Raw genomic sequence first — 12,584 nt, 5'->3', positions numbered from 1 at the left:
AGAAAAACTAGGGCCATGTGTCGAATCCGGCGCGGCCCGTTCGAGCTAGGGGTGAGAGCACCCGAACGGGCCCGAGAAGGAGATCGACATGACCACCACGACCGCCACCAACGTCTGCGCACCCGCCGACCGGGTGACAAAGAGCCTGCTGGGGTACGGCGTCATCGCCGGACCGCTCTACGTCGCGGTCGCGCTGGCCCAGGCGTTCACCCGCGACGGCTTCGATCCCAGCCGGCACGCCTGGAGCCTGCTCCAGAACGGCGACCTCCGCTGGATCCAGATCACCAACCTGATCGTTTCCGGTCTCATGGTCATCGCCGCGGCCGTGGGCGTGCAGCGCGCGGTCGGTCGGGGCGGCGTGCCGCTCGGCGTCTACGGGCTGGGCATGGTCGTCGCCGGCATCTTCCGGGCCGACCCCGGCCCGGGCTTTCCGCCCGGCAGCGAGGGCGGCACGGTGAGCTGGCACGGCCTGATCCACCTGGCCGCGGGTGGGGTCGGTTTCGTCGCCCTGGCGGTGGCCTGCTTCCTGCTCGCGAGCCGGACCGGCTTCCCGCTGCTGACCCGCGCGGTCGGCGTGATCCTGGTCGGCACGTTCCTCGCGCTCAACGCGAGCGCCGGCGCCTCGTGGGGGATCATCGCGTTCACGGCCGCCGTGGTGCTGGTCTCGGCGTGGCTGTCCGCCGTCTCGGTCCGTCTCTACCGCTCGATCTGAATCCGGTTCACCCAACAGGAGGAAATCCCATGCGCTACATCGCTCTGCTCACCGCCACCCGTCCCAACACGCCGCCGCCGCCGGAGCTGCTGGAAGCGATCATGAAGCTCGGCGAGGAGGCCACCAACGCCGGCGCGCTGGTCGACCAGGCCGGCCTGTCGTCCAGCTCGTTCGGTGCCCTGGTCGGGGTGTCCGGCGGCGAGCTGACCGTGACCGACGGCCCGTTCGCCGAGGCCAAAGAGGTGATCAGCTACGCCGTGTACGACGTGCGCGACAAGGCGGAGGCCGTCGAGTGGACCTCGCGCTTCATGCGGGTGCACCGCGACCTGTGGGCCGGCTGGGAAGGCGAGTCGCAGGTGCTCAAGGTGATGGGCCCGGAGGACTTCGCGCCCCAGGCGTGATCGCGAACGTGGCAGGATCGGTGGTCGTGACGACCGCCGATCCTGCCGTTGTGCACCGCACGGTCGAGGCGGTGTGGCGGATCGAGGCCGCCCGGATCGTCGCGGTGGTCGCCCGGCTGACCGGCGACGTCGGGCTCGCCGAGGAGATCGCCCAGGACGCGCTGGTGGTGGCGCTGGAGCAGTGGCCGCGCGACGGCGTACCCGATGATCCGGGTCCATGGTTGCTGGCCACGGCGCGGCACCGCGCGATCGACCAGATCCGGCGCCGGCAGAACTATGCCGCCAAGTTGCAACTCGTGGGCCGGGCGACCGCGGAGACCGACGACGGCGGCTTCGACGAGGTGCTCGACGAGGGCCGGATCGGCGACGACCTGCTCCGGTTGATCTTCACGGTCTGCCATCCGGACCTGCCGGCCGAGTCCCGCGTCGGGCTGACGTTGCGCCTGCTGGGCGGGCTGACCACCGCCGAGATCGCGCGAGCCTTCCTGGTGCCCGAGGCGACCATGGCGGCCCGCATCACCCGGGCGAAGAAGGCGCTCAGCGGCGTCGAGTTCGCGCTCCCGCCCGCCGCCGAGCTGGCCCCGCGCGTCGAGTCGGTCCTGGCCACCGTCTATTTGATCTTCAATGAGGGCTACGCCGCCACGGGCGGGTCCGCCTGGGCCCGGCCGGAGGTTTCCGACGAGGCGGTGCGGCTGGGCCGGCTGTTGCAGGGGTTGCTGCCGCGCGAGGCCGAGGTGCACGGGCTGGCCGCGCTGATGGAGTTGCAGGCGTCGCGGCTGCCGGCCCGGGTCGACCAGGCCGGCCGGCCAGTGCTGCTGCCCGACCAGGACCGGCGGCGCTGGGACCGGCTGCTGATCCGGCGCGGGCTGGCGGCGCTGTCCCGGGCGGCGGAGCTGGGCGGTGGGCCCTACACGGTGCAGGCGGAGATCGCGGCCTGCCATGCCCGGGCCCGCTCCCACGAGGCCACCGACTGGGAGCGCGTCGCCGCCCTCTACGAGGTGCTGTTCCACCTGCGACCGTCGCCGGTGCTGCGGGTCAACCAGGCGGTGGCGTACGCGATGGCCGGTGATCCGGCCCGTGGCCTGGCCGTGGTCGACGCGGTGGCGGGGGAGAAGTCCCTGCGCGACTATCCACAGTTGCCCGCTGTCCGCGGCGACCTGCTGGCCCGCCTCGGCCGGGCCGACGAGGCGAAAGCGGCGTTCGCGCAGGCGGCGGCGCTGACCCGCAACGACGCCGAGCGGACGCTCTTCCAGGCCCGCGCCGAGGGTCGCTGATGTTATCCACAGGGACACGTGCCCGGTCGGGCACCGCACCCGCCGTGCTGGTAAGAAAGACCGCATGACCAGCCCCGCCCTGTCCAGTGCCGACGAGGTCGTCGACATCTGCCGCGACCTGATCCGGATCGACACCACCAACACCGGCGACACGGAGACGTCGGCGGGCGAGCGGGTGGCCGCCGAATATGTCGCCGAGATGCTGGCCGAGGTGGGTGTCGAGGCCGAGTTGCGGGAGTCCGCGCCCGGCCGGACCAGCCTGGTCGCCCGCATCCCGGGCACCGACTCCTCGCGCGGCGCGCTGCTCGTGCACGGCCACCTCGACGTGGTGCCGGCCGACCCGGGCGAGTGGTCCGTCGACCCGTTCGGCGGTGAGATCCGCGACGGCTACCTGTGGGGGCGCGGTGCCGTCGACATGAAGGACTTCGACGCGATGGTGCTCGCGGTGATCCGCGACTGGCAGCGGCGTGGCGTGCGCCCGCCGCGCGACCTGGTGCTCGCGTTCACCGCCGACGAGGAGGCCGGTGGCGACTACGGTGCCCACTTCCTCGTCGACAACCACGCCGACCTGCTCGAAGGCTGCACCGAGGCGATCGGCGAGGTCGGCGGCTTCTCCTTCACGGTCTCCGAAGACCTGCGGCTCTACCTGATCGAGACCGCCGAAAAGGGCATCCAGTGGCTCAAGCTGACCGCACACGGTCGGCCCGGTCACGGCTCGATGATCCACGACGACAACGCGGTCACCGCGCTGGCCGAGGCGGTCGCCCGGGTCGGCCGGCACAAGTCGCCGATCGTGCTGACCGACACCGCCCGCACCTTCCTGGCCGAGGTCTCCGGTCTGCTCGGCATCGAGTTCGACCCCGAAGACCCCGAGGCGACCATCGCCAAGCTCGGCCCGATCGCCGGTTTCGTCGGTGCCACGGTCCGCAACACGGCCAACCCGACCCGGCTCGAGGCCGGCTACAAGGAAAACGTCATCCCGAGCCGGGCCAGCGCCACCCTCGACTGCCGCAACCTGCCGGGCCACGCCGAGTCGTTCCTGGCCGAGATCCGCGACCTGCTCGGCCCCGACATCGACGTCGCACACATCCAGCGCCAGCCCGCGGTCGAGACCACCTTCGACGGCCCGCTGGTCGAGGCGATGTCGGCGGCGCTGCGGGCCGAAGACCCGGGCGCCCGCGCGGTGCCCTACATGCTGTCGGGTGGCACCGACGCCAAGGCCTGGCAGCGCCTGGGCATCCGCTGCTTCGGGTTCGCCCCGCTGCGGCTCCCGCCGGACCTCAACTTCGCCAACCTGTTCCACGGCATCGACGAGCGGGTGCCCGTGGAGGGCCTCCGGTTCGGCGCGCGAGTGCTCGACCGCTTCCTGCGCAGCTGCTGATCTGCTCTTCTTTTTCTCCCCGAGGGATGGTTTCACCATGACCGACGAACACGCTTCGCTCGACGCCGCGCTCGAGGAGGTCATCACCGCCGCACGGGCCCACCTGACCGCGGTGAAGGCCGCCGACGGCCGGGTCGACGACGACGATGTGTGGCAGGCCTACGTCACGCTCAACAACGCCTCCTACGCCTACGACGAGCTGCTGCTCGAAGCGTTTGGCGAGGTCACGCCCTGGGATGTCGAGTCGATCGACCCCGACGAGGTCGAGGGCCAGCTCGGCGGCATCCCGACCGTCGACGGCGTCGAGGTCCGCGACGCACACCCGCACGTGATCTCGGTGCGGCAGCGCCGCGACTACCGGGTGCCGAGCGTGATGGCCCTGGTCCGCCGGGCCGAGGAGACCCGCACCGAGGTCAACCCCGACGAGGTCGGCGGCTCGGTCGAGACCGTGGGCGAGGCGGTGCTGGAGCTGCTCCAGGCCGGCGACGGCTCGCTCAGCGCGCTCGACGTCCCGGAGCTCGAGCCGCTCGACGGGGTGGTGATGGTCAGCGAGGTCACCACCGCGCTCGACCTGGAGGTGTTCGAAGAGCACGACAGCCACGGGCCGTTCCGCCCGGCCGGCGAAGACCGGCTGGTCGGCCGCCTCGACGAGCACCCGTTCCTGCCGTCAGACCTCGACGGCGAGGTCGAGGAGGAAGAAGAAGACGAGGAGGGGCGCCCGGGCGCCTGACGCGGCCTGCCCGGGGCTCGAGTGCCTGGGCCAGGCCCTGTTTCCTGACTGGGGTCGAGGCGAGGCGGAGTCCAGGTGTCGTCTGGGCGTGCGGCGGCTTTGCCCGGATACCGGTGTTGTATCCGGGTGAAGGCGCCGTGCGGTCAGGCGGCGCCTGGGCCCGCCGCAGCCCGGCCCCAGTCAGGAAACAGGGCCTAGTAGGAGAGGCCCGGTTGCGGCTTGTTGACCATGCGGCGCCGCAGAACCACCTGCCGCGTCCCGTCACGAAACAACCGCACCCGGGCTAGCTCCCACCCAGAAAACTCCGCCTGGATTGCCAGCTGCGCCTCTGCGGTCGCCCGATCGACATTCGGCGGCAACCGCAGGGGCGCGTACTCGTAGTCCATGGCACCTATCCTGCCCACTCCTCGCGGGCGGAATCCAGCCCTTCCCCCAACCTGCTCACACCCGGGGTTGCACTGGTCACTCGAGCCGCAGGACGGTCTCCTCGATCTCGCCGCCGCGGGCGTTGGCGTGGGAGATCTCCGTCCCGATTTCGCGGAAACCGGCCCGGCGCAGCACTTTGAGTGAGCCGAGGTTGTCGCTGGCCGCCCGGCCGTAGAGGGGGCGCTCGGTCACCAGGTCCAGAAACGCGGCCACGGCGCGGCTCGCGATGCCCTGGCCCCAGTAGGCCCGGTCGATCCAGTAGGTAATGTCCGTCTCACCCTCCATGACGAAGCTCCCGATGGTGCCCACCAGCTCGCCGTCGCGGGTCACCGCCAGGAACCTGACGTCGGGCAGCGCCCGGATCCGCTTCATGTGGGCGTCGAAGGCCGCCCGGTCAGCGGGATCCCGCGAGGTGAAAGCGGCCATCCACACCGACTCCGGGTCGCTCATCTGGGCGAAGATCGCGTCGAGGTCGCCGTCCTCCAGCGCCCGCAATGCCACATCCGTCACGTCGGCCCCTCCTGCTCATCAGGTTTGATCTTGTCGCGCGTAGGTCTTGTCCTGTCGGTCATCGTGAGTCGAGACGGAGTCCAGATGTTGTCTGGTGGTGGCCCGGGATTGCCGGGATACCGGAGTTGTACCTCGGTGATCCCGGGACACCGCCAGGCGGCATCCGGGCCCGTCGCAGGCCGCGATGATCGACAGGACAAGACCTAGCTAGGCTGGCGGAATGCAGTCTTGGACCGGGCACGACGTGCCGCGGCTGCCGGGCACCGGTCAGCCGCTCGTGTTGTTCGATTCCGCGCGACAGAGCGCACATCCGACCCGGCCGCAGCCGGAGCCCGGCGCGACGATGTATGTCTGCGGGATCACGCCCTACGACGCGACGCATCTTGGCCACGCGGCCACGATGATCACGTTCGACCTGGTGCAGCGGGCCTGGCTCGACGCCGGCCACCCGGTGCGATACGTGCAGAACGTCACCGACATCGACGACCCGCTGCTCGAGCGGGCGGCCCGCGACGGCGAGGACTGGGTCGTGCTGGCCATGCGCGAGACCGCGCTCTTCCGCGAGGACATGGAGGCGCTGCGGCTGATCCCGCCGGCGCACTACGTCGGCGCGGTCGAGTCGATTCCGGCGATCGTCGACCGGGTGGTCGAGCTGCTCGCCGACGGCGCGGCCTACGTGCTCGACGACGGCACCGGCGACGTCTACTTCGACATCGCGGCCGCGCCGGCGTTCGGCTACGAGTCCAACCTGAGCCGCGAGGAGATGCTGGTGCTCGCGGCCGAGCGGGGCGGCGACCCCGAGCGGGCCGGCAAGCGCGACCCGCTCGACCCCCTGCTGTGGCGCGGCGCCCGCGACGGCGAGCCGGCCTGGCCGGGCGGCCCGCTGGGGCCCGGACGGCCCGGCTGGCACATCGAGTGCGCGGTGATCGCCCTCGGGCTGCTCGGCGACACGATCGACGTCCAGGGCGGCGGCAGCGACCTGCTGTTCCCGCACCACGAGTGCTCCGCCGCGCACGCCGAGCGGCTGACCGGCCAGGCGCCGTTCGCGTCGCACTACGTGCACGCGGGCATGATCGGTCTCGACGGCGAGAAGATGTCGAAGTCGAAGGGCAACCTGGTCTTCGTCTCCCGCCTGCGCGCCGACCACGTCGACCCGATGGCGCTGCGCCTCGCGCTGATCGCCGACCACTACCGGGCCGACCGAATCTGGACCGACGACCTGCTCAAGACCGCCCAGGAGCGGCTGGCCCGCTGGCGCGCGGCCGCCTCGGCCACCGCCGGGCCGTCGGGCGCCGACCTGCTGGCGGGGGTACGCGGCCGGATCGCCGACGACCTCGACACCCCGGGCGCGCTGGCCCTGGTCGACGCGTGGGCCGACGCCACCCTGGCCGGTGCCGGCGACGACCCCGACGCCCCGAAGCTGATGGCACACACGGTCGACGCCCTCCTCGGCATCACCCTGCGCCACACGGCGATCTAGAGCAACCCCGCTTGCTCTGCACCTGTGTGGGAAGCCCGTGTCGGACGGGGGCTTCCTGTGGGGGTGCAGAGCAACCCCCTTGCTCTGCACCTGTGTAGGAAGCCCCTGTCGGACGGGCGCTTCCTGTAGGGGTGCAGAGCAACCCGCTTGCTCTGCACCCCTGTAGGAAGCCCCCGTCGGACAGGGCGCTTAGTCAGGGTTGCAGAACGACCCGCTTGCTCTGCACCCGTGTAGGAAGCCCCCGTCGGACAGGGCGCTTCCTACAGGGGTGCAGAGCAAAGCCTGCGGATCTACATCGGAGGCCAGGGCACCGACGGCCAGTCGGTGCCCGGCTCCGGGAAGCTGGCGTTCTCCAGCAGCCGGCGGACCCGGCCGCGGACCCGGGCCACCTCGGCGCCGGTCAGGTGCTCGCGGAGCGCGCCGCCCAACTCGCCGCGCAGGCCCGTGGTCAGCCGCCCCAACACGTCGACCGCCTCGTCCGGGAGCACGCCGCCCGTCCAGCCCCAGAGGACGGTGCGCAGCTTCGGCTCCACATTGAAGGTGACGCCGTGGTCGACCCCGTACACCCGGTCGTCGGGACCCATCAGCACGTGGCCGCCCTTGCGGTCGGCGTTGTTGATCACGATGTCGAGGACCGCGAGCCGGGCCAGCCGCTCGTCGTCGGCGTGCGCGAGCGAGTAGGCGTTGCCCTCGTCGTCGCGGGCCGAGGCGATCCGCTTCCAGCCCGTCGGCAGCTGGCGGGCCGGCACGAAGCCGACCAGCGGCTGGGCGCCCTCGGGCTCGTCGATCCAGAGCTGGCACATGCCGGGCCCGAGCGGGCCCTCCTCACGCAGCAGCGTCGGCGGCACCAGGTCCCAACCGGTGGCGGCCGAGACCAGGTAGGCGCTGACCTCGCGGCCGGCCAGGGTGCCGTCGGGGAAGTCCCACAGGGGACGCTCGCCGCTGATCGGCTTGTAGACGCAGCGGGCGCTGACGCCGTCGAGCGAGACGATCGCCCGCAGCGTCGTGTTGGACGCGTCGACCAGGCGGCCTTCGAGCTCCATCTCGCCCGAGCGCAGCAGCGTCAGCGCGTCGAGCTCAGGCAGCCGGGACGGAGAACCCACCGGCGCGGCGCCGTCACCGGTGATAGCCATTGTGGCGCGGGCAGAGGTGGCCGCGGGGGTCGAGCGGTTGGCCGCAGAGCGGGCAGGGTGGGCGGCCGGCGGCGACGACGCGCTTCGCTCGGCTGATGAACTCGCGGGTGGCCTGCGGGGTGAGCCGGACCCGGAGCCGGTCGAGGTCGTCGTCGGGCTCTTCTTCGTCTTCCTCGTCGTCTTCGACCGCTTCGGCCTCGGTCTCGTCGACCTCGAGCTCGCCCTCGCCGGCCGCGATCGCCTCGATCACCACGGTGGCCGAGTCGACGTCGAACGCGAGGCCCAGCGTGCCGACCCGGAACTCTTCGTCGACCGGGCTCTCCAGGGGCTCGTTGTCGGAGGAGAGCGGCTCCTCGGTGGGGAGCTCAAGGTCGACACCGAACCGGCGGGCCGCCTCGGTGAGCAGCTCTTCGAGCTTCTCGGCCAGGAGCGAGACCTGAACCTTCTCCAGCGCCACGCTGACCACGCGGCCGCCGCCGCGAGCCTGCAGGAAGAAGCTGCGCTCACCCGGCGGGCCCACGGTTCCAGCCACGAACCGCTCCGGCGGCTCGAACGCATGCACCTGGTGGGTCATATGAAGACCCTATCCGCCCACTAGTACGCACGCGTAGCGCACTGGCTCGATTGTGGGGAGCGGATCAGCCGCGTTCGCCCAGAGCGAATTTCAGGTCGTGCCGGCCCCGCCGCCGACCACCGCATCGGAGGAGGTCGCGGCGCTTTTGCGAGGTCGTCGACGGCGTTTCGGGGGTACGAGCCCGGCCAGGTCACCGCCGGTGTCGTTGAGGCGGATCAGGAAGGGGCGGGTGGGTGTGTAACGGATCACGGTCACCGACGCCGGGTCGGCCACGATCCGCTGGAAATGGTCGAGGTGTAGGCCCATCGCGTCGGCCACGATCGCCTTGATGATGTCGCCGTGGGTGCAGGCCAGCCAGAGCGCCTCGGCGCCGTGCTTCTCGGTGACGTCCGCGTCCCAGCGGCGCACCGCGCCGACTGCCCGACCGGCCATCGCCGCCATCGCCTCGCCGCCGGGGAAGACCACGGCGGAGGGGTGCAACTGGACGACCGGCCAGAGGGGATCCTTGGCCAGCTTCTTGAGCGGCTGGCCCTCCCACTCGCCGTAGCCGCACTCGATCAGCCCGTCTTCGACGGCCGGCGGTAGGTCGGGCAGGGCCAGGTCGAGCGTCTGCCGGCAGCGGATCAGCGGGCTGGACACCACCTCGGCCAGCGGGAGCCCGGCCAGCCGCGCACCGACCGCGACGGCCTGGGCCCGGCCGGTGTCGTCGAGCTCGACGGGCTGCCGGCCGGCCAGGCCACCGTCGGCGTTCGCGGTGGTCCGGCCGTGCCGCAGAAGGAGGAGGGTCGCCACGCGCCAACCCTACGTGGCGGCGATCGTGCCGTTGATCAGCAGAGCCATGACGATCGCGCCGAGGGCGACGCGGTAGAGGACGAACGGATAGAACGTGTGCGCCGACACGTATTTCAGCAGCCAGGCGATCGAGGCGTAGCCGAGGACGAACGCGATGATCGTGGCGACCACCATCTGGGCGCCCGACGGGACCAGGCCGCCGCCGGTCTTGTCGAACACGTCGGGGAGGCTGAACACCCCCGACATGACCACCGCCGGGATGGCCAGCAGGAACGAGAAGCGTAATGCCGCCTCGCGGGTCAGGCCGAGGAACAGGCCGGCGCTCGCGGTGCCGCCGGAGCGGGAGACGCCGGGGATCAGCGCCAGCGCCTGGGCGAAGCCCATGGTGACCGCGTCCGGCATCTTGAAGCGCTCGAGGTTGCGGGTCTGCCGACCCCAGTATTCGGCGAACGCGAGCACGAACGAGAAGACCACCAGCACGATCGAGACGAGCCACAGGTTACGGGCCGCGGTGCGGATCTGGTCCTTGAAGACGAAGCCGATGATGCCGATCGGGATCGAGCCGACGATCACGTACCAGCCCATCTTGTAGTCGAGCTCCTTGCGGGCCGACTTGTCCCAGATGCCGACGACCCAGGTCTTGGTTATTCGCCAGATGTCCTTGGCGAAGTAGACCAGGACGGCCGCCTCGGTGCCGAGCTGGGTGACGGCGGTGAACGAGGCACCCGCGTCCTGACCGAAGAAGATGGCCGAGGTGATCCGCATGTGCCCGGACGAGCTGATCGGCAGGAACTCGGTGAGTCCCTGCACGATCCCGAGCACGATCGCCTCGGTCCACGTCATGCCCCGACCCCCGACATTTCCAGCGCCTCCGCCACAGTGCGCAACGTCTGAACCCCCGTTTCGGCGTCGGCCACGGCCGGACTCACCGAAAGGGTGGTGACGCCCGATGCCGCGTACACCTTGAGCCGGTCCGCGATCCGTTCTTTCGGCCCGAGCAGTGAGGTGCGATCGATGAACTCCAGGGGTACGGCCGCCGCCGCGTCCCGCTGTCGCTTGTCGAGGTAGAGATCCTGCACCGTCTTCGCCGCGTCGGCGTAACCCATCCTGATCGCGAGGTCGTTGTAGAAGTTCTGCTTGCGGCTGCCCATCCCGCCGACGTAGAGGGCGGCGTAGGGCCGGATCAGGTTTGCCGCCGCCGCCACGTCGTCGCTGACCACGACCGGCACGCTCGGCACCACGTCGAAGCCCTCGGTCGGCAGGCCCGCCTTGGCCCGCCCCGCGTGCCACGACGCGTGCTGCTCGGCGGCGAACTCGGGGGAGTAGAAGACCGCCAGCCACCCGTCGGCGATCTCGCCGGCCAGTTCGAGGTTCTTCGGGCCGACGGCGGCGAGGTAGATCGGGATGTGCTCGCGCGGCGGGTGGAAGCCGAGCCGCAGCGCCTTGCCGGGGCCGTCGGGCAGCGGCAGCGTGTAGTGCTCGCCGTCGTACTGCACCGGCTTGCGGCCGACGGCCAGCTTGACGATGTCGACGTACTCCCGGGTGCGCCCCAACGGTTTGCCGAACCGGACGCCGTGCCAGCCCTCGGAGACCTGGGGGCCGGAGACGCCGAGCCCGAGCCGGAAGCGGCCGCCGGACAGGTTGTCGATCGTGGTCGCGGTCATCGCGGTCGCGGCCGGGGTGCGGGCCGGGATCTGCATGACGGCGGCGCCCAGGTCGATCGTGCTCGTCTGCCCGGCCAGCCAGGCCAGCGTCGACGGCGAGTCGGAGCCGTAGGCCTCCGCCGCCCACACGACCGTGTAGCCCAGCCGCTCCGCCTCCTGAGCCATCGCCAGGTCGGTCGCCGGCGAGCTCCAGGCGCTCTGGTATCCGAGGTTCAGTCCGAGTCGCACCGTGCCCCTCCCCAATGCCGCCGTTGAGGGGCGACGCGGGACCAGGGTACGAAATGCCGACCGGACCGTTGGGGACGGCGTCCCCAACACGCGGGCGGCATGCCTGCATCATGCACTGACCGGCCGGCTATACCGCTCCGCGCGCGCGGCATAAGGTGCACCCATGCAGCAGAGACCGCTAGGCCGTAGCGGGCTCGCGGTCTCCCGGCTCGCGCTCGGCACCATGACGTGGGGTGCCGACACCGACACCGACGACGCGGCGGCCCAGCTCAAGGGCTTCGTCGACGCCGGTGGCAACCTGGTCGACACGGCCGACGTCTATGGCGACGGCGAGGCCGAGGCGGTGATCGGCTCGCTGCTGGACTCGCTGATCTCCCGCGACGACATCCTGATCGCCACCAAGGGCGGGCTGCGCCCCGGCCACGGCCGGCGCCGCGACGGCTCGCGCGGGCACCTGCTCCGCTCGCTGGACGCTTCGCTGCGCCGGCTCGGCACCGACCATGTCGATCTTTGGCAGGTCCATGGGTACGACGAGACGACGCCGCTGGAGGAGACCCTCGCCGCTTTGGACTTCGCGGTGAGCAGCGGCCGGGTCCGCTATGCCGGGGTCTCCAATTTCGGGGGATGGCAGACGGCGCGGGCGGCGGCCTGGCAGCAGGCGGTGCCCGGGCGGACCCCGGTGGTGGCGACGCAGGTCGAATATTCGCTGCTGGAGCGCGGCATCGAGCGCGAGGTGCTGCCCGCCTGTTCGGCGTTGGGGCTGGGGGTGCTGGCCTGGTCGCCGCTGGGGCGCGGGGTGCTCACCGGCAAATACCGGCACGGGCGGCCGGCCGACAGCCGCGCGGCGTCGCCGCATTTCGGGCCCTTTGTCGCTACTTATCTGGATTCCCGGTCGTCGTCGATCGTCGAGGCGGTGGCCACCGCGGCCGGCGGGCTCGGCGTCTCGCCGTTGGAGGTCGCGCTGGCCTGGGTCCGCGACCGGCCGGGGGTGGTCGCGCCGGTCCTGGGCGCCCGCACGGTCGGGCAGCTCCTCGGCGCGCTGAAGGTCGAGGAGATGACCCTGCCGTCGGAGATCGAGACGGCGCTCGACGACGTCTCCGCGATCCCGATCGGCTACCCGGAACGCGACGCTTAGCCGACCCGGGACCGGTCCGCGATTTATCCGTAATGAGCGCTGCGCGCCTGCCGCCGCGTCGGTCCTTTCCAGATCTAGGTAAATGGATGTAGCTATAGCTACAACCATTTACCTAGATCTCTAAAGTGGCGCTCGCAAAGCGGG

At 71.2% G+C, this 12,584-nt stretch carries 14 protein-coding genes; 7 read left to right on the top strand and 7 right to left on the bottom strand.

What is annotated here, in order from left to right; all coding sequences use genetic code 11:
• The first annotated feature begins 88 nt into the window (after positions 1-88).
• The 5 genes from DFJ67_RS37765 to DFJ67_RS37745 all read left to right on the top strand — a co-directional run bounded on the left by DFJ67_RS37765 (position 89) and on the right by DFJ67_RS37745 (position 4,498).
• Positions 89-712 (top strand): DUF998 domain-containing protein, encoded by a 624-nt coding sequence (locus DFJ67_RS37765; RefSeq protein WP_116073871.1) that lies wholly within the window; start codon positions 89-91, stop codon positions 710-712.
• Between the two features lie 29 nt (positions 713-741).
• Positions 742-1,113: a YciI family protein gene (locus DFJ67_RS37760; protein WP_116073869.1), complete on the top strand. Its 372-nt coding sequence runs from the start codon at positions 742-744 to the stop codon at positions 1,111-1,113.
• 26 nt (positions 1,114-1,139) lie between these two features.
• On the top strand, positions 1,140-2,387 hold the full coding sequence (locus tag DFJ67_RS37755) for an RNA polymerase sigma factor (protein WP_116077118.1): 1,248 nt from the start codon (positions 1,140-1,142) through the stop codon (positions 2,385-2,387).
• A gap of 64 nt (positions 2,388-2,451) precedes the next feature.
• Complete coding sequence (locus DFJ67_RS37750) at positions 2,452-3,768, top strand: M20/M25/M40 family metallo-hydrolase (protein WP_116073867.1); 1,317 nt, start codon at positions 2,452-2,454, stop codon at positions 3,766-3,768.
• 37 nt (positions 3,769-3,805) lie between these two features.
• Positions 3,806-4,498 (top strand): hypothetical protein, encoded by a 693-nt coding sequence (locus DFJ67_RS37745; protein ID WP_116073865.1) that lies wholly within the window; start codon positions 3,806-3,808, stop codon positions 4,496-4,498.
• A gap of 194 nt (positions 4,499-4,692) precedes the next feature.
• Here the strand turns inward: DFJ67_RS37745 and DFJ67_RS37740 are convergent, their stop codons facing one another.
• Entirely contained in the window at positions 4,693-4,884 is a 192-nt protein-coding gene (locus DFJ67_RS37740; RefSeq protein ID WP_116073863.1) for a DUF5703 family protein, read from the bottom strand.
• 76 nt (positions 4,885-4,960) lie between these two features.
• Complete coding sequence (locus tag DFJ67_RS37735; protein WP_116073860.1) at positions 4,961-5,434, bottom strand: GNAT family N-acetyltransferase; 474 nt, start codon at positions 5,432-5,434, stop codon at positions 4,961-4,963.
• Positions 5,435-5,654: 220 nt separating this feature from the next.
• Between DFJ67_RS37735 and mshC the strand changes: the two genes are divergently transcribed.
• Positions 5,655-6,914, top strand: a complete 1,260-nt coding sequence (gene mshC / locus DFJ67_RS37730) for a cysteine--1-D-myo-inosityl 2-amino-2-deoxy-alpha-D-glucopyranoside ligase (protein ID WP_116073858.1) — start codon at positions 5,655-5,657, stop codon at positions 6,912-6,914.
• 290 nt (positions 6,915-7,204) lie between these two features.
• Here mshC and DFJ67_RS37725 read toward each other — a convergent pair whose 3' ends face one another.
• The 5 genes from DFJ67_RS37725 to DFJ67_RS37705 form a co-directional block, all read right to left on the bottom strand.
• A complete protein-coding gene (locus tag DFJ67_RS37725) occupies positions 7,205-8,047 on the bottom strand; it encodes an SCO1664 family protein (RefSeq protein WP_116073856.1) in 843 nt (280 codons plus the stop codon).
• Complete coding sequence (locus DFJ67_RS37720; protein WP_116073854.1) at positions 8,031-8,621, bottom strand: DUF3090 domain-containing protein; 591 nt, start codon at positions 8,619-8,621, stop codon at positions 8,031-8,033. The genes DFJ67_RS37725 and DFJ67_RS37720 overlap by 17 nt, the downstream gene beginning before the upstream one ends.
• A gap of 90 nt (positions 8,622-8,711) precedes the next feature.
• On the bottom strand, positions 8,712-9,413 hold the full coding sequence (locus tag DFJ67_RS37715; protein ID WP_116073852.1) for a histidine phosphatase family protein: 702 nt from the start codon (positions 9,411-9,413) through the stop codon (positions 8,712-8,714).
• Positions 9,414-9,422: 9 nt separating this feature from the next.
• Positions 9,423-10,256, bottom strand: a complete 834-nt coding sequence (locus tag DFJ67_RS37710; RefSeq protein ID WP_116073850.1) for an undecaprenyl-diphosphate phosphatase — start codon at positions 10,254-10,256, stop codon at positions 9,423-9,425.
• Complete coding sequence (locus DFJ67_RS37705; protein WP_116073848.1) at positions 10,253-11,305, bottom strand: LLM class F420-dependent oxidoreductase; 1,053 nt, start codon at positions 11,303-11,305, stop codon at positions 10,253-10,255. Before DFJ67_RS37705 ends, DFJ67_RS37710 begins: the two co-directional genes overlap by 4 nt.
• A 163-nt stretch (positions 11,306-11,468) precedes the next feature.
• On the opposite strand from DFJ67_RS37705, the gene DFJ67_RS37700 reads away from it, so the two are divergent.
• Entirely contained in the window at positions 11,469-12,440 is a 972-nt protein-coding gene (locus DFJ67_RS37700) for an aldo/keto reductase (protein WP_116073846.1), read from the top strand.
• The last annotated feature ends 144 nt before the right edge of the window (positions 12,441-12,584 follow it).

Source organism: Asanoa ferruginea, from assembly GCF_003387075.1.
Classification (GTDB): Bacteria; Actinomycetota; Actinomycetes; order Mycobacteriales; family Micromonosporaceae; genus Asanoa; species Asanoa ferruginea.
Note: the sequence above shows the minus strand (reverse complement) of the source record. Positions and strands in the feature narration are given on the sequence as shown.

Coding starts and splice junctions, on each gene's coding strand:
- DFJ67_RS37765 (WP_116073871.1), top strand. CDS start 89: ATGACCACCACGACCGCCACCAACGTCTGCGCACCCGCCGACCGGGTG.
- DFJ67_RS37760 (WP_116073869.1), top strand. CDS start 742: ATGCGCTACATCGCTCTGCTCACCGCCACCCGTCCCAACACGCCGCCG.
- DFJ67_RS37750 (WP_116073867.1), top strand. CDS start 2,452: ATGACCAGCCCCGCCCTGTCCAGTGCCGACGAGGTCGTCGACATCTGC.
- DFJ67_RS37745 (WP_116073865.1), top strand. CDS start 3,806: ATGACCGACGAACACGCTTCGCTCGACGCCGCGCTCGAGGAGGTCATC.
- DFJ67_RS37740 (WP_116073863.1), bottom strand. CDS start 4,884: ATGGACTACGAGTACGCGCCCCTGCGGTTGCCGCCGAATGTCGATCGG.
- mshC (WP_116073858.1), top strand. CDS start 5,655: ATGCAGTCTTGGACCGGGCACGACGTGCCGCGGCTGCCGGGCACCGGT.
- DFJ67_RS37725 (WP_116073856.1), bottom strand. CDS start 8,047: ATGGCTATCACCGGTGACGGCGCCGCGCCGGTGGGTTCTCCGTCCCGG.
- DFJ67_RS37720 (WP_116073854.1), bottom strand. CDS start 8,621: ATGACCCACCAGGTGCATGCGTTCGAGCCGCCGGAGCGGTTCGTGGCT.
- DFJ67_RS37710 (WP_116073850.1), bottom strand. CDS start 10,256: ATGACGTGGACCGAGGCGATCGTGCTCGGGATCGTGCAGGGACTCACC.
- DFJ67_RS37700 (WP_116073846.1), top strand. CDS start 11,469: ATGCAGCAGAGACCGCTAGGCCGTAGCGGGCTCGCGGTCTCCCGGCTC.